General features: G+C 30.5%; 13 protein-coding genes. 6 read left to right on the top strand and 7 right to left on the bottom strand.

All coding sequences use genetic code 11. The features are described 5' to 3' along the window. Positions 1-42: 42 nt before the first annotated feature. Positions 43-981, bottom strand: a complete 939-nt coding sequence (locus BDW25_RS03010; protein WP_002488345.1) for a 1,4-dihydroxy-2-naphthoate polyprenyltransferase — start codon at positions 979-981, stop codon at positions 43-45. Positions 982-1,161: 180 nt separating this feature from the next. On the opposite strand from BDW25_RS03010, the gene BDW25_RS03005 reads away from it, so the two are divergent. The 4 genes from BDW25_RS03005 to menB are packed head-to-tail and all read left to right on the top strand — an operon-like array spanning position 1,162 to position 5,790. Beyond that, positions 1,162-2,529, top strand: a complete 1,368-nt coding sequence (locus BDW25_RS03005; protein WP_133944795.1) for an isochorismate synthase — start codon at positions 1,162-1,164, stop codon at positions 2,527-2,529. Further along, entirely contained in the window at positions 2,519-4,189 is a 1,671-nt protein-coding gene (gene menD, locus BDW25_RS03000) for a 2-succinyl-5-enolpyruvyl-6-hydroxy-3-cyclohexene-1-carboxylic-acid synthase (RefSeq protein ID WP_133944793.1), read from the top strand. Before BDW25_RS03005 ends, menD begins: the two co-directional genes overlap by 11 nt. Further along, on the top strand, positions 4,176-4,979 hold the full coding sequence (menH, locus tag BDW25_RS02995; protein WP_049335366.1) for a 2-succinyl-6-hydroxy-2,4-cyclohexadiene-1-carboxylate synthase: 804 nt from the start codon (positions 4,176-4,178) through the stop codon (positions 4,977-4,979). Before menD ends, menH begins: the two co-directional genes overlap by 14 nt. Continuing rightward, the gene (gene menB / locus BDW25_RS02990; RefSeq protein WP_002448062.1) at positions 4,972-5,790 is read left to right on the top strand and encodes a 1,4-dihydroxy-2-naphthoyl-CoA synthase; all 819 of its coding nucleotides are present in this window, start codon (positions 4,972-4,974) and stop codon (positions 5,788-5,790) included. Before menH ends, menB begins: the two co-directional genes overlap by 8 nt. Positions 5,791-5,840: 50 nt before the next feature. Here menB and BDW25_RS02985 read toward each other — a convergent pair whose 3' ends face one another. Continuing rightward, positions 5,841-7,016, bottom strand: coding sequence for an aminotransferase class I/II-fold pyridoxal phosphate-dependent enzyme (locus BDW25_RS02985; RefSeq protein ID WP_133944791.1), 1,176 nt, complete (start codon positions 7,014-7,016; stop codon positions 5,841-5,843). A gap of 268 nt (positions 7,017-7,284) precedes the next feature. Here BDW25_RS02985 and BDW25_RS02980 point away from each other — a divergent pair, with 268 nt between their 5' ends. After that, complete coding sequence (locus BDW25_RS02980; protein ID WP_002448073.1) at positions 7,285-7,704, top strand: MarR family transcriptional regulator; 420 nt, start codon at positions 7,285-7,287, stop codon at positions 7,702-7,704. 176 nt (positions 7,705-7,880) lie between these two features. On the opposite strand, the gene BDW25_RS02975 is transcribed toward BDW25_RS02980, so the two are convergent. The 4 genes from BDW25_RS02975 to BDW25_RS02960 all read right to left on the bottom strand — a co-directional run bounded on the left by BDW25_RS02975 (position 7,881) and on the right by BDW25_RS02960 (position 14,321). Continuing rightward, the gene (locus BDW25_RS02975) at positions 7,881-11,915 is read right to left on the bottom strand and encodes a glucosaminidase domain-containing protein (protein ID WP_133944789.1); all 4,035 of its coding nucleotides are present in this window, start codon (positions 11,913-11,915) and stop codon (positions 7,881-7,883) included. 150 nt (positions 11,916-12,065) lie between these two features. Beyond that, positions 12,066-12,485: a GNAT family N-acetyltransferase gene (locus tag BDW25_RS02970; protein WP_002448255.1), complete on the bottom strand. Its 420-nt coding sequence runs from the start codon at positions 12,483-12,485 to the stop codon at positions 12,066-12,068. Positions 12,486-12,592: 107 nt separating this feature from the next. After that, on the bottom strand, positions 12,593-13,063 hold the full coding sequence (locus tag BDW25_RS02965; protein ID WP_002448219.1) for a DUF2538 family protein: 471 nt from the start codon (positions 13,061-13,063) through the stop codon (positions 12,593-12,595). Between the two features lie 19 nt (positions 13,064-13,082). Continuing rightward, positions 13,083-14,321, bottom strand: coding sequence for an LCP family protein (locus tag BDW25_RS02960; protein ID WP_115345098.1), 1,239 nt, complete (start codon positions 14,319-14,321; stop codon positions 13,083-13,085). Positions 14,322-14,680: 359 nt separating this feature from the next. Here BDW25_RS02960 and BDW25_RS02955 point away from each other — a divergent pair, with 359 nt between their 5' ends. After that, entirely contained in the window at positions 14,681-15,850 is a 1,170-nt protein-coding gene (locus BDW25_RS02955) for a serine hydrolase domain-containing protein (RefSeq protein WP_133944787.1), read from the top strand. A 39-nt stretch (positions 15,851-15,889) separates the two neighbouring features. Here BDW25_RS02955 and rihC read toward each other — a convergent pair whose 3' ends face one another. Then, on the bottom strand, positions 15,890-16,792 hold the full coding sequence (rihC, locus tag BDW25_RS02950; RefSeq protein WP_002455510.1) for a ribonucleoside hydrolase RihC: 903 nt from the start codon (positions 16,790-16,792) through the stop codon (positions 15,890-15,892). Between the last annotated feature and the right edge of the window lie 5 nt (positions 16,793-16,797).

The following is a 16,797-nucleotide window of genomic DNA, read 5'->3' as shown; positions in this document are numbered from 1 at the left end:
AAAAAACTAGCATTGTTAAAAAACAATGCTAGTTAAAACAAATTAGATTCCACCTAAAAGTGCGCTGATATAAATACCTAAAGCGTACAAAATACCAAAGAATGTATTCGTTTTGCCAGTCGCTGCCATCGCTGGCATCATGCTTGCTGGTGTATCATTTTTATTAAAACGACGAATTGCTTTGATAGGCATTGGGAATGAGAATAATACTAACAAGTAGAATAATGAGCCGCCTGATTTGAATAAAGCAGTAAATATTACGATTAAGTAAGCTAAGATATACATTGCTGCCATAAACGTAATAGAAGCTTTTTTACCTAATAAAATAGGTAAGGTTTTACGACCACTTGCTTTATCTTTAACACGGTCACGAATGTTATTAGCCATATTAATTAACCCGATTGTAATAACAATAGGTAAGCTAATCCAAACAACAAAACCATTGACATTACCTGTTTGAATAAAGAATGCAAGTAAAATGATAATCATACCCATAAATAATCCGGAGAATAATTCACCAAATGGCGTCCATGAAATAGGAATAGGTCCACCAGTATATAAATAACCAATTGCCATACATACAATACCAACTGGAATAATCCAAAATGAACTATTAGCAGCTAGATATATACCAAGTAAAGCGGCAATAATATAAAAAGCAATTGCTAGATTCATGACAAGTTTTGGACTCATACCATTTCGAACAATCGCGCCACCGATACCTACAGATGTATGATCGTCTAATCCTTTTTTAAAATCATAATATTCATTAAACATATTAGTCGCTGCTTGAATTAAAAGACATGCGATTAACATTGCTAAAAATAGGCTGAATTTAATATGATCTTGACTGCCCAGTAAGAAAAGTTTAGCTGTCGCTGTTCCTACTAATACAGGGACAATAGACGCGGTTAAAGTATGAGGTCTCATTAAATGCCAATATTTTCTAACAGTTGAATATTGTTGATATTGATCTGCCATAATATAATCTACCTCTTATAATATAAAGTTTTAACATATGTATTTTAAAGGAATAGGTAAGAAAGGTCAATCAACGTGAAATATTTCCCTAAATTGATTGAGCAATTATGATACGATGAATAACGAAAAATGTTACAATATTTTAATGGGTAAAAAAAGATAATGAAAGAAGTGAAATGAATGGCTGCCAACCTAATGGAAGACAAAATTATGGAATCTATATATGAAAGCAATAAAAACTGGGTTTCTATTGAAGTCGTGTTAAATAAATCTTTAACACCAAGTGAATTATTTAATTTAACTGAAAAACAAGCTGGAGATCGATTTTATTTGCGATTAAACGATAATATGTCTTCATTTTTCGGCTATCATGCAATTCAAAGATTTAAGAATAACTTTGAAAATAAACAATCTATCTTTCGGGAATGGGAAAAATTTAAAAATGATGTAGAACTAATTCATGTTAATACGCAAAAGCATCACCTTAAAATAGTAGGGGGATTCCAATTTTCAAATCATAAATCTGATGATGAGTGGCGTGAATTTGGGATTAATCATTTTGTGGTACCTGAAGTACTTATTTCTTCAGTTAACAATCAAACCATTTTGACATATACAGTTGAAAAAGCCCAATTTGAAATGGAAAAATTAAATCAAATGATTAATTATTTCGAAAATGCTCAAGTTGATACGACAGAACGAGAGACAGCTTTAGGCAATGTAACACGCATGGAAGATATTTATGTTGATGAATGGAAAGATCTTGTAAGTCATACGATTGAACAACTTGATAAAGATAAAAAAGTAGTACTTGCGAGACGTCGCTTAATTAAGTTTGATAAGCCAATTAGTATTCCTTATGTACTTAATCGTGCGTTAAACAATGAGAAAAATAGTTACTTATTTATCCTAGAGTCTAACCAATCTGTATTCTTTTCTCAAACACCAGAACAATTATTAAAAGTTGAGGACGGTATATTATCTACGAAGGCTGTAGCAGGAACAATTCCTCGAACACAAGATGCTGAAAAAGATGAAAAAAATATTCAAGCATTTTTACAAGACAGTAAAAATCTAGGTGAACATCAATTTGTCGTTAGCAGCATTTTAAATGATATTAAGCCTTATGTAGAAAATGTAGAGTACAATCAAAAACCTAATATTTTAAAAAACGATCATATGTATCATTTGTATACTGAAATAAAAGGAACATTATTGAATCATTCGTATATTAGTTTAATTGATGAGTTGCATCCTACACCTGCCTTAGGGGGTTATCCTAAGAAAGAAGCAGTTGACTATATTGAAAAAAATGAATTTGGTACACGAGGATTATATGGGTCTCCAGTTGGATATATTGACGTAGATGATGATTGTGAATTTATTGTGGCTATTCGTTCTATGTTAATTAAACAAAATCAAACTACTTTGTTTGCAGGTTGTGGTATTGTAAAAGATTCTAATGCTGAAAGTGAAGTTGAAGAAACGTCGGTGAAATTTTCACCAATGATGAATGCTTTAGGAGTAGTGAATAAGAATGAATCATAAAGAAGCTTTAACTAAACAAGTTTATACATTTGCATCAGAGTTATATGCCTATGGTGTGCGAGAAGTCGTTATTAGTCCGGGCTCACGTTCGACTCCTTTAGCGATTGCATTTGAAGCGCATCCAAATATTAAAACTTGGATACATCCTGATGAACGTAGCGCAGCTTTTTTTGCCTTAGGATTAATTAAAGGGAGCGAACGCCCAGTTGCGATTTTATGTACTTCTGGAACAGCGGCTGCTAATTACACGCCAGCTATAGCTGAAAGTCAAATCAGCCGTATACCGCTTATAGTATTGACTAGCGATCGTCCACATGAACTTAGAAGTGTAGGTGCACCACAAGCGATTAACCAAGTCAATATGTTTGCAAATTATATTAACTTCCAATTTGATATGCCTGTAGCTGATGGCAGTCAAGAAATGCTGAATACTATTAATTATCAAATGCAAATTGCAAGTCAATATTTATATGGCCCACACCGTGGTCCAATACATTTTAATTTGCCATTTAGAGAACCGTTAACACCAGATCTTGAAATGACTGAGAATTTAAAATCTGAACATAAAATATTGCCTCATTATCAAAAAAATATAGATATACAAGATATAAAAAATGTATTAAAAGATAAGAAAGGCCTGATTATTGTAGGGGACATGCAGCACCAAGCAGTCGATCAAATTTTAACTTACGCTACAATTCATGACTTACCAATTCTTGCAGATCCACTTAGTCAATTACGTAAGTTTAACCATCCTAATGTTATTACAACATATGATTTATTATACCGTTCTCATTTAAATATTGATGCTGATTTTATTATACGTGTAGGTAAACCAGTTATTTCTAAAAAATTAAATCAATGGCTTACACGCACAAATGCATTTCAAATATTAGTTCAAAATAATGATAAAATTGATGTATTTCCAACACCGCCACACATCTCATATGAAATATCAGCAAATGATTTCTTCAGAATTTTAGTGAATGAACCAACAGTAAACCGTAAGGATTGGATTGAACGTTGGCAGTCTATAGAAGCACAATCTCGTAAAGCAATCACTCAACATATATCTCAAGCGACCGATGAATCAGCATTTGTAAGTACACTGATTCAAAAACTCACTAAAGATGATGCATTATTTGTAAGTAATAGTATGCCTATTCGTGATGTAGATAATTTATTATTTGATAGTGAAGTAGAAGTGTATGCTAATCGAGGTGCAAATGGTATTGATGGCGTTATTTCTACTGCTTTAGGTATGGCAGTACATAAAAGGGTGACATTACTGATTGGAGATTTAGCTTTTTATCATGATATGAATGGATTATTAATGGCTAAATTAAACGATATTCATATTAATGTTGTTATACTTAACAACGATGGTGGCGGTATATTTTCTTATTTGCCTCAAAAAACAGCAGCAGAGCAATACTTTGAACGTCTATTTGGTACACCAACTGGACTAAATTTTGAGTACACTGCCATGTTATATGACTTTTCATTTAAACGTTTAGATAATATTACCGATTTTTCTCAAGTATCCTTTTCAAATATGAATTCATATATATACGAAATTCTTACAAATCGTGAAGATAACTTAGAACAACATCAACTTTTATATAAGAAATTGAGTGAGATCTTAAATGTTACATTATAATTTTTATAAGACTGAGCATCCAAGCAATCAATTATTAATTTTACTTCATGGTTTTATTAGTGACAGTCAAACTTATATGAATCATATAGAGGCGTTTCTTACTCAATGTAATGTTTTAACTATTGATTTACCTGGACATGGCAAAGATGACTCACCTACAGATCAAATATGGGACTTTCCGTATATAACGGAACAAATAAATCGAGTTTTAACTCAATTTGAGAAATATAAATTCAGTTTATTAGGCTATTCAATGGGTGGACGCGTAGCACTCTACTATGCAATACATGGTCAATATGAAATCAAACAATTAATATTAGAAAGTACATCACCAGGCATTGCTGACGAAGCCTTACGTAAAGAAAGACAGGCTATCGATCAAGCACGTGGACGTGTATTAGAAATAGCTGGAATTGAAGTATTTGTAAATGATTGGGAAAAACTTCCTTTATTTCAAACACAATATCTATTAGATGATAATAAAAAACAGGCAATGCGTCGTATGCGACTTGCGCAGAATCCTAATAAGTTAGCGAAAGCTTTAAGAGATTATGGGACTGGACATATGCCTAATTTATGGGGAGATATTAAGTATATAAAAAGTGATTGTTTTATTCTAGCAGGAGAATTAGATGAAAAATTCGTTAATACTGCTAAAAAAATGGCACAAGAAATTAAAAACTATCAAATTCATATTTTTAAAAATGTAGGTCATACAATTCATGTGGAAGATGAAGCGGAATTTGATACAATAGTATTAGGTTTTTTAAAGGAGGAGCAAAATGACTAGACAGTGGGAAACACTAAAAGAATATGATGAAATTAAATATGAATTCTTCGAAGGAATTGCAAAAGTAACAATTAACCGTCCAGAAGTACGTAATGCATTTACACCTAAAACAGTAGCTGAAATGATTGATGCATTTACTAGAGCACGTGATGATCAAAATGTTTCTGTTATTATCTTAACAGGTGAAGGCGATAAAGCGTTTTGTTCAGGCGGAGATCAAAAGAAACGTGGACATGGCGGTTATGTTGGTGAAGACCAAATTCCTCGTTTAAATGTATTGGATTTACAACGTTTAATTCGTGTTATTCCTAAACCAGTTATTGCAATGGTTAGAGGTTATGCAATTGGTGGAGGTAACGTATTAAATGTAGTATGTGACTTAACAATTGCTGCAGATAATGCAATCTTTGGTCAAACTGGACCTAAAGTAGGGTCATTTGATGCTGGTTATGGTTCAGGATACTTAGCTCGTATCGTAGGCCACAAAAAGGCACGTGAAATTTGGTACTTATGTCGTCAATATAATGCTCAAGAGGCATTAGAAATGGGCTTAGTTAATACTGTAGTACCTTTAGATAAAGTAGAAGATGAAACAGTTGCTTGGTGTAAAGATATTATGAAACATTCACCAACAGCATTACGTTTCTTAAAAGCTGCAATGAATGCAGATACAGATGGTTTAGCTGGTTTACAACAAATGGCTGGAGATGCTACATTACTGTATTACACTACTGATGAAGCAAAAGAAGGTCGTGACGCATTTAAAGAAAAACGCGATCCTGATTTTGATCAATTCCCTAAATTCCCATAAACAATAGTAATAAAAAAACGCAAAATTGACTTAGTCAATCTTGCGTTTTTTTAATTATCTAACACATTAGGATAGTGTTCTTTTAAATATAATTCTAAACGGCGCATACCTTCTTTTAAGACGTTCATTTCATAAGCATAAGAAATACGAATATAGCCTTTTCCTATATCTGTAAAAGAAGATCCTGGTACCATCGCAACATGTGCCTCTTCCAGTACATTGACACAAAAGTCAAAATCATTATTAGTAAATCGTTTAATACTTGGGAAAATATAAAATGCACCTTCAGGTTGAGCTTCAAGTTCGAATCCTAGCGATAACAATTTAGCTTTTAAATAATCACGTCGTTCAATATAAGCTTCGTTCATATATTTTGGTGCTTCTAAGCCCTCATTTAATGCAGTGATACAAGCAATTTGAGCAGGAACATTAGCACAAATACAGTTATATGCATGCATGAAAGTTAATTTTTCAATTAAATATTCAGGACCGATTAAAAAACCGATACGGATGCCTGTAGCTGAATGCGATTTACTTAAGCCACCAATGAGTAATAGTTGATCACGTATCTCTTCATATTCTGCAAAAGAAGTATGTGTTCCTGTAAACGTATTTTCAGCGTAGATTTCATCACTGATAATAAATATTTCTTTAGTTTTTAAATAATGTACAAGGGCTTCAACTTCTGAGCGCTCTAATATAACACCAGTTGGATTAGTAGGATAATTTAATAAAATTGCTTTAGTTTGATCAGTAAAGTAAGCTTCAATTAGCTCAGGTGTTACCTTAAAGTCAGAATGTGTGGTATCAATATAAATAGGTTTACCACCTAAAGTTTCAACTAATGGGATATATCCAGCATAAATAGGACCAGGGATTAAAATTTCATCTCCAGGTTCGATTATACTTCTTAGCGATGTATCTAACGCTTCACTTGCACCGTTTGTAACAATAATTTCTTCTTCGTTATAAAGAAATCCATATCTACGTTTAAAATATTGACTAATCGCTTGACGCGTTTCAGTAAGGCCTTTGTTATGTGAATAACTTGTTTTATCTTCGCTTATTGCATTAATATATGCTTGCTTAACCACATCAGGCATTGGAAAATCAGGTTGGCCAATAGTTAAATTAACGCAGTCGTCAATATTTTTTATTCGACTTGAAAACTGTCGGATACTTGGCGCTCTTAAAAACTTAGAATTTGAATTTAAAGTTAATTTCATATTTACACCTCTAAATATAATCATTCAAAGTATTATGACCTCATTACTTTGAAATAGAATATAATTATCATATCATATTTTTATTTATAATATTTAATTAATAAAATCTCACTTTCTCTTAATTTAAATAGAAAAATTAGAAATCGTGTATAATGAATAGATAATACCATATTATTAAAATGAATTTAGTCAATTTATTGAATAGTATTGTCTAATTATAAAATTAACTTTATAATATAAACAATTACTAGAGTGGAGTAGAACAGCTATGTATAATCAACTAGAAAAACTTATTACCCTAACAAATAATGATCTTAATTTAGTAAATAGACGCTTTGGCCAACGGACTGATATAACAAATGACCAACTGGAATTATTAAGAATTCTTTATAACTATGATCGATTATCACAATATGATTTAACAATGAAAATTAGTAGAGAGCAATCCATTGTATCTCGTTGGATAAAGAAATTAGTTCATAAAGGTTATATTACAAGTCAACAGTCACATGAAGATTTACGTTGTAAGGATTTATGTTTAACAACTGAAGCTAGAGATTTAATTAAACAAATCAATATAGCAAGATGTGAATTAATCGAAGCGAGATGTCAATGTTTAACAGAAGAGGAAATCAATAATTTGAATCATCTTTTAAATAAACTTAATAGTCGTCATCTTTATATCTAACATAGCACCCATCTTATTGTTCTTTATAACATAGCACAATAAGATGGGTGTTTGTATTAAATATAAAATTTAGAGCAAAAAAGAATCTGAGACAGAAATAAGTGTCTCAGATTCTTTTACATATGGGCAGGCGATAACTGAATTGAAACTGAATTCAGTCTAACTCCCAAGTATTATTATTGATTAAATACTGGTATTTCAAAATATTTACCAACTGAATTAATTTGATCATATAAGTATTTTAAACTTTTAGCATTCAAATTTGCCCAATTAATATCAGTAGCATATTGATGTGTACCAGGTTGATCAGGGTTCCAACGCATTTTATAAAGTGTATTTTGACCAGATTTAATATAATCTTGAGCAATAAATTTAGCTCCATCAATAATAGCTTTAGAAATACTATTCCAGCCAGATTGTTTTGCGTAATTAATTCCATTTACAAGTGGTGCATAATCATAAGCTCCAATACCATATACATTATAATATTTAATAGGGGAATTAGAAACGACTTGATTATTAACCAAATTTGCACCTTTAGCAAGTTTAGATTGGCCATTACCCGTTTCAAGTAAGGCATGAGCAATTAAGTAAATTTCATTAACACCTGTCAATTTTGCAGCATTAGCAAATGCTTGACCTTGGTTTTCTAACATTCCCTTACCTTTAAGTAGTCGATTTAAACGATCTACAGATAATAATTGTGGACGATCTAAACATAAAAATTGATATTTTAAAGCTGGATTTTTTGCAAGTGTTTTCGCGTTCATCGCATTTTTAATTTCACTATACGTTGCATTTGACCAACCGCTATTATTACGTTGAACTTGTGGTGGTGCACCGTAAACATTTTGTTGAATTTTAGTGACCTCATCAAGTGTTCTATAGTTTTTAGATAGTTTAACTAATTGTTGTTGTAAATCGCTTTTCTTAATCCATACTGATTTACCATTACTTAATTTACCATAATACCAAGTGATACCATTTACTACTTTTCGTTTTGTAATTTGAAAAATTTGTTCATTAAATGGCTTGAGTGAGTACGCTTTAGCTGAAGTAGGGTCGTCATAGTAAAAACTATTACCATTAGTTATAACTAAATCATCGTTATAGTCTTCTGCTGTATCGAAAGATGAAGCGTTTGTTAAATCTTTTAATGCAATCCAACCTGTTTGATTATTAACTGTACCGTATAAATACGTTTTACCATCAACAATTGTCGATTTAGAAGCCTTGAAAGTTTGATTAGCAATGTTGTTTTTATCTAATCGTTGTTGATTAGTGCCCCAAGCAATCGTATATAAGCCATTATTATTTTGGTTGACAGTATAAGTACCTTTCACTTTTTGTTCTTCATCTAAATTTTTAATATTTAAGTCTTTAACATTATACCAACCTAATGGAGTATTTCCAGAAGTACTAGATAATAAAACATATGTATGATCATCTAATTTTTTTTCTTTAGTTACAACATATGTTTTGTTAGCATATTGTTTTGCATGCTTACCACTTGCATCGTAAATACTTGAACGTATACCATCATTGGTTGAATTTACTTGAGCAATTTTTGAAACAGTTTGAACACTACTTGTTTTTTGACTCGTTTTTACAGTTTGAACATCGTCTGATAAAATCCAGCCCCAAACATTATTAATAACACCGTGAAGATACGTATTTGAGCCTACTTTTAAAGCGTCTATCGATTTTAGAACATCTCCCTTTGAAGGAACTGTTGCTTTAATTTGAGACGAACTGCCCCAAGGTGTTTCATATATATTACTATTCCCTTTGATATTGTATTTTTTAATACCATCATTTATAGGTGTTGTAGTTTGAATATTAATTTCTGATGAAGGAATCCAACCGTGTGATTGATTACCATTAAAGTCAGAAATCAAATAAAAGTTTTTGTTATTTAATGTCGCTTTTTTAGTTACACGATAAGTATTACCGTTAATAGAAGGATTTATTTTTCCAGATGAGTCATATACTGTTGTGTAAGCACCATTATTTTTTTTAGCTACTTGTCCTAAAGTGTTATTTAATTGAGAAACATTAAGTATATTAGTTGTATCCGCTTTGTTTTGAATATCATTTAAATAATATTTACTTACCCAACCAGTTAAACCATTTACTGAACCATATACATATGTTGATTTACCTACTTGTTGTGATGCACTCGCTTTAAATGGAGATTGATTTGATTTAGATACTGTTCCAGCAATTTGATTATAATTACCCCATGGAACAGTGTATAGTGTCGTTCCAGGTTTAATAGTATAAGATTTATTTACTTTCGCTTTAGGAGTAATAGTATTATAAATCGTTTCATTTTGTTTAACCCATCCATATAATTTTCCACTATTATAATCGGATACTAGGTAATATTTGTCTTTATCAAGCTGTGCAGATTTTGTAACTGCTAAAGTATTATGAACCTGATTCGTCGTTTTCCCCTTAGAATCATATACAGTAGTATAAAGACCGCTATTATCTGATTTAATTTGAGCTAAGCCATTATTAGATGTTACTGTTAATTTTTTATTATTTATACTTGGTTTAGTAGTAGGAGTTGAATTATTTGTAGATGTTGTACCCCATGGTGCAACTTTGCCCATTTTAATTAAATATTTTTCGTTAATTAAATCATATAATTCATCATAACTATAATTATGATTACTCAAGTAGGCATGTGGATCAGCGTGATCTGTACCTCCAAGATAACGACTAATAGCATAATGAGTCCATACTGTTCCTTTAGCATCATATTCAGCACTATCTGGTTTTAATCCATAATATTGTAATTGTGTAGCAGCGTAATCTGCATAGTTATTCATTGAACGTGCAAATGAAGCATAATCATGTGTATGAACTATTTCAACATTAATAAAACGATTATTCCCATATGGTCCAGCTCCCCAAGATAAATAATCAGTAGGAGCAGTTTCAATAATACGGTTTCCATCTACAAATGCATGTACAAACGCATTTGTATAATTATTTCTCATATAATTAATTTCGCCTTCAATCGTTGAATTGTCATTTGCAGTATCATGCACGACGATGCCTTCAGGTTTTCCTACTCCATTTCGATATCCATATTTAGGGAAGTAAGATGTATAATGTTCTTCAATCGAAGGAGCTTTCAAATTATTTGAGCGAATATAATTATTAATTGAAGATTTAACTTGCGGTACATATTTTGGTAGTGAAGACGTAGTTGAATATGTACTTACTGTAGCTGGACCACCTTTTCCACCAATACCTTTATGAACTGATGATGTAGAGTCAGAAACAGATGCATCATTTGATTGAGTTGAAGTTGTAGCTTTATTATTAACATGAGTGTTATTTAAAGCTGCACGGTATGCGCGTACTTTTAAAGTATTATGCATTGGTGAAGTTTGAGCATTATTCTTTTTAAGCGTAGTATCTTCATTGTTAACTGTAGTGTTATCTGATGTATTTGATAAATTTTTAGACGTACTGTCACTTTCTGTAGTAGAAGATAATGATACTTTATTATTGTCATTATTTGTCGTTGTAGCATTATTATCTACTTTTTGTTGTTTATTATTAACGACAGTAGTGCTTGATTGCGCTTTTGATATGCTATTGTTTTGACTTTCTACGTTATTTAATGTTGTTTTAGGCTCATCTGTATTTAACTTTTGTGTATTTGAAACCTGAGCACTTTCATTATGAGTTGATGGTGTTTCAGTAGTTACATGATTTGAATTTAATTTATGATTAGAATCTTCTGATGTAACTAATTTAGTTGAATCAGTTGAAGTAGTAGCTACTTCATTATTATTATGTTTTGTATTATCAGATTGATAATTTGATATTGTATCACTGTTTTTAACTGTATCATTAGTATTAGAACGCGTTGAGTTATTTTGAGATGACGCTGATTGATTTAAGTTATCTAATTTTGCATCATATGTGTATGTATTATATGTATTATTAGTAGTATTTGATTTTACTAATGTAGGGTCTTGGTAAGTTTGCACTCCAGAAATATTTTGTGCTGCATTACTAACTTGATGTTTAGCTACATTGGCATTTTCAATATTTTGTTGATCATCGATTACATTATTAGCAGCGTTTTGTTTGTTTTCAGAGGCTTCAGCATGATGTGTAGTAAATGCTGCACCAAATAAAGTAAGGGCGATCATTGATGGGAATTTAAAGCTAAATTTTTTCGACATAATAGTTGCTCCTTTTTTAATTTACTTTTTTATTATAACGTCAAGAAAAGTAAGAGTAATTATTTTTAACTCATTTGTAAACTAAATTTAATTTTGTTCTTATAAATATCTAGCTGTTGTCATTGAAATTCAAGTATCGAAAAATATCATTTAAATTATTTTATACATTTTAATATGAGCAATATTTTCTTCTTGAAAAGGAAGACCAATACTAATATAACCTAGTTTTTCATAGAATGGTTTAGCTTGTAGTTGTGCGTTTAAAATAAGTTTATGATGATGTTTTTGTTTTCCAATACTTTCAATCGTGTTCATTAATGTTTTACCGAACCCTTTATTGCGATAAGGTTTTAAAATTGCTACACGTTCTACTTTTATACCATCTTCATATGGACGAAATCGTGCACAAGCAAATGGATGATCGTTGTAATATCCAATAATATGAGTAGAAGTATTTTCAAATATATCTAATTCGCTTTCTAATGGAACCCCTTGCTCTTCTACAAAAACTGACTTTCTAATTTCAAAACAATCAGAAAGCATAGATTGATTAATTACTTCTTTAAACATGTGACATTTACCTACTTTCTTAAATTAAATAAATTCAATCATTTTATATTATTTAGATATAGAAAAAGAAAAACTCCTTTTACTAAAAAGTAAAAAGGAGTAATAAATTATAATGCTTCTTGGCGAACAATTGCGCAATATTGCCAAAAGATCCTTAATTGTGCGATGTTCCAGTTATTCATCCCCATAGTGAAACCTGAAGGCCTAAAAAGATTAACGTCTGTAACCTCTAAAGCGGCTGCAATTAAATATTGCAAAGGAATACTAATGCTTTGCATTGTTTCCGTAATTCCATTTTCATCATATACCCAAGAAAAGGGTAAATCAGATTCAAATACATCTACTTTATTAAAAATTTCAGGTAAAGCAACAATGTAACAAGCACCATTTACAATTGGATTCACTGAATTCTCACCATAGTATACTAATAACGCCTCATAGTTTTCACGATGTTCATGATTAACATAAAAGAATTCACTTCTGAATAAAGCCATGTCTTGACTATGAATAATTTGTTGTTCTAATACGTTAAACATGCCGTTAATATTAGCAATTTTTTCATATGTTTTGCGTGACATTCTACGTACTCCTCTCAAATTAATATAATTGATTTATTTCATTTTGATTGTTGAAGTCGTTTGAGTTGTCTGAATTGTTGCTATTGACTTGATTACTCATTTGATTTTGTTGATCCATAGTACTATCAGATGGATTTTGTTCTGATTGTGATTGCGTAGAAGGGTTAGTACCATTACTCTGAATAGAGTTTTCATCTGTTGTGGTATCTTTTTGATTATTTTCTAAAAGAAACGAATCAATAGGTGTTAACGGTACTAGATTGCCATAATAATTAATGACTCTTTCATCCAATAAATCATTCTTATCTGTTATTTTAGATAGTCCTAAATCAGAACGCAATAAATTTGAATATTTTAATATACTCTTAATGCTAGGGTTATAATAGTAGATACCATTTAAATAATCATTGTCACCTTTAAGTTGAGACTTTTTAAAGTCTATATTATCAGATAAATAAATTGAAGCTATAGATTTAATTTCTTCTGTTGTTAGGTTATGTTTAGCATTTTTACCTACTATTTGAACGAGTTCATCTAGTCTGTCATATGAATCTAAATTTTTTGCTTTCTGAAATAAAATTTTGATTAAATCCATTTGTCTCTCGCCACGTTTTAAATCTGAATCGTGATGACGCGTGCGTGCTACAGCCAAAGCTTCATCACCATTTAATTTGTGATACCCTTTTTTAACCTTGATTCTTCCAGTATCATCTGTGTTAGGTTCATCTAAATCATAAGGTACATCGTAATAAATACCACCTAATTTATCTACCGCTTGAACAAAGGCATCCATATTAATTCGAACATAATAGTCGACAGGGATATTAAGTGTGGCTTCAACAGTATCCATAGCAGCAATAGGACCTCCATAGGCATGTGCGTGTGTGATTTTATCGTAATAACCTACTTTAGGAATATAACTGATTGTATCACGAGGAATACTTAATAAACGGATTTGCTGTTTATTGGGATTAAGTGTTGCTAAAATCATTGAATCAGTTCTTGAATGTTCAGTTGTTTGACCATTTTTACGTCTACCTTCATTATCGTCTATCCCAAGAACCAATATTGAGATAGCATTTTTAGAAGGATTCATTTTGCTATTTCTTAAAGTAGAATGACGTTTTGCATCAGATTTATTATATGAAGATTGCAAAGCATTCTCAGAATGATGATATAAATTGACAATAAAAATGACAGGAACAACAATAAGTAATAATGTTAATAGCATCATAAAATATTTTAAAAAACGATTCATAATTATGTGCTCCTATACGTATTTATTAAAAAAATAAGTTAATAATTTAATCATACCATTTTAATATAAAAGAATAATAATTATTACTCCCATAGCCATAAATTGTATTACTAATTGGCTAAAATTACAACTTAATTTTAATATAAAAAGATAATGTTTAAAAACTTTTATTTACAATGAAGCAGGCTTGAAAACTTACTTTATCGGGCTAAAGAATGATGGAAAAAATAGTCGGAGTAAGATATATTAAAGATGATATTTTAGTGAAAATAATATATAATATAATTTATTGAAAGAATAATAATTTAATAAAATAGTGTAGAGTTAATTATTTTTATTAAATTGTAATGAGGCAGCAAATGAAAAAAAGAATAGAAATAATAACATTAACCATAGTTTTAATCATCTTAGTAACATTATTCATCATATTCTTAATGAAAGTATATAAAACAAATCATAAAGATACAGAATATAACAAAGTAAATGATAATAAAACGTATTTACAAAAAAGAGATTATCATGTATCGAAAGTGCCACATTTAAAAACAATTGAAGTCGAAGAACCACATATCAAAAATATTGATGAATATTTAAAAGCAATTCATTTTAATGGGGCAGTTACAGTTCTTGAAAATGGTAAATTAAAGTTGAATAAAGGATACGGTTATCAAAATTTTCAGCATAAAACTAAAAACTCACCAAATACAATGTATTTAATTGGTTCCGCACAGAAATTTACAACTGGATTAATTCTAAAAAAATTAGAAAATGAAAATAAAGTGAATATAAATGATCCTCTCACTAAATATTTACCTTGGTTTAAAACGACAAAAAATATAACTTTAAAAGATCTAATGTTACATAGAAGTGGACTATATAAATTTGAAGCTTCTCCTAAAACTAAAAGTCTTGATAGTGCAGTACATGCAATACAAGCAAGGGGAATTGATGAAAAATTTTATCATAAACACTTATATAATGATGCTAATTACTTAGTGCTTGCTCAAGTAATAGAAGTAGTTACACATAAATCCTATGCTGCAAATTATTATGATGATTTAGCACAACCATTTAGTTTACAACATAGTGCTTTCTTTAATGAAAAACCATATAAAAAACATATGGCTACTGGATATAAAATGATTGACGGTAAATTAACTGCTATGAAACCAAATATATTAGATCAATATTATGGAGCGGGTAACTTATATATGACAACATATGATATGGCTCATTTAGTAAATAATTTTAAAAATAATAATATTTTTAGTGAATCAGTGTCAATACCACTGACTCAGCAATTAGGAACAACAACATATCCTGAATCTTATCGATATGGATTTTATGTTACACCGCAATATAACAGAATTAATGGTGTGTTCTATGGACAAATATTTACTGTCTATTTCAATCAACATTATGTCATCGTACTTGCTTCAAATATAGGTGATAATTCTAAAGTAACAAATGAAAAGCGAATCTCATATATTTATCATAAAATACTAAATCAACACTCTTATTATCAATAAGAGTAAAATTAAAGGTCGGAACATTAATTGTTTCGACCTTTAATTTTTTAAAGTATTTAAAAATATTGTTTTATAATGTTCATTTATGCTTGATACGACTACGGAACAATTAGGATAGGAAGATTCAAAATCAACTACAGTAGCACCACGAGTCAGTGCCCCTTGTAATTCAATTTGCACATCTGCTTCTTTAATTTCGTAACTCTTAGGATCAAGTAAATAAAGAATCGTAAATGCATCATATAATTTTATTCCTTCTTTAAAATCTTCACCACGATAGTGTTGGAAAATATGATACAACATTTGTGTCGTTTTGTTTTCATCTTTAAGAGTGTCTAAATAAGAATGAGTAAATAATGATTGGCGCGCTAAATCTAATCCAATCATCGTTAGAGGCAAACCAGCATTAAAAACGATATGGGCTGCTTCAGGATCACAATAAATATTAAATTCAGCTAGGGGAGTAACATTACCTCTTCCAGTACTCCCCCCCATTATAATAATTTCTTTAACATAGTTTTTGCATTCAGGATACGTATTAAAAAGTAGAGCTATATTTGTTAAAGGGCCTAAAGTTACAAGAGTAATAGGTTCATTAGAATGACTTAATATCTCATTCATAGCTTCTACAGCATGAGAAGATGCTAAATCTGAAGTAGAAATTGTAGGGAATTGATAGCCATCCATACCACTTTCTCCATGAATATGACTAGCATCTTGTATTTCACTTATTAATGGTTGAGAAGCTCCTCTATGTATAGGGACCTCACTATTGAAAAAGGACTTTAATTTTAAAGCATTCGCTGTGGTTTTCTCAACACCTACATTTCCATTTACAGTAGAAATCATTTTGACATCAAATTTTGTATGAGATAATGCAAGAGCGATTGCTGCTGCATCATCTATACCTGGATCAGTATCAATAATAATAGGTAATGACATGAATA

It is taken from the genome of Staphylococcus sp. AtDRG32 (genome assembly GCF_004365845.1).
In the GTDB taxonomy this organism is placed as follows: Bacteria; Bacillota; Bacilli; order Staphylococcales; family Staphylococcaceae; genus Staphylococcus; species Staphylococcus hominis.
Note: the sequence above shows the minus strand (reverse complement) of the source record. Positions and strands in the feature narration are given on the sequence as shown.

Coding starts and splice junctions, on each gene's coding strand:
- BDW25_RS03010 (WP_002488345.1), bottom strand. CDS start 981: ATGGCAGATCAATATCAACAATATTCAACTGTTAGAAAATATTGGCAT.
- BDW25_RS03005 (WP_133944795.1), top strand. CDS start 1,162: ATGGCTGCCAACCTAATGGAAGACAAAATTATGGAATCTATATATGAA.
- menD (WP_133944793.1), top strand. CDS start 2,519: ATGAATCATAAAGAAGCTTTAACTAAACAAGTTTATACATTTGCATCA.
- menH (WP_049335366.1), top strand. CDS start 4,176: ATGTTACATTATAATTTTTATAAGACTGAGCATCCAAGCAATCAATTA.
- menB (WP_002448062.1), top strand. CDS start 4,972: ATGACTAGACAGTGGGAAACACTAAAAGAATATGATGAAATTAAATAT.
- BDW25_RS02985 (WP_133944791.1), bottom strand. CDS start 7,016: ATGAAATTAACTTTAAATTCAAATTCTAAGTTTTTAAGAGCGCCAAGT.
- BDW25_RS02980 (WP_002448073.1), top strand. CDS start 7,285: ATGTATAATCAACTAGAAAAACTTATTACCCTAACAAATAATGATCTT.
- BDW25_RS02975 (WP_133944789.1), bottom strand. CDS start 11,915: ATGTCGAAAAAATTTAGCTTTAAATTCCCATCAATGATCGCCCTTACT.
- BDW25_RS02970 (WP_002448255.1), bottom strand. CDS start 12,485: ATGTTTAAAGAAGTAATTAATCAATCTATGCTTTCTGATTGTTTTGAA.
- BDW25_RS02965 (WP_002448219.1), bottom strand. CDS start 13,063: ATGTCACGCAAAACATATGAAAAAATTGCTAATATTAACGGCATGTTT.
- BDW25_RS02960 (WP_115345098.1), bottom strand. CDS start 14,321: ATGAATCGTTTTTTAAAATATTTTATGATGCTATTAACATTATTACTT.
- BDW25_RS02955 (WP_133944787.1), top strand. CDS start 14,681: ATGAAAAAAAGAATAGAAATAATAACATTAACCATAGTTTTAATCATC.
- rihC (WP_002455510.1), bottom strand. CDS start 16,792: ATGTCATTACCTATTATTATTGATACTGATCCAGGTATAGATGATGCA.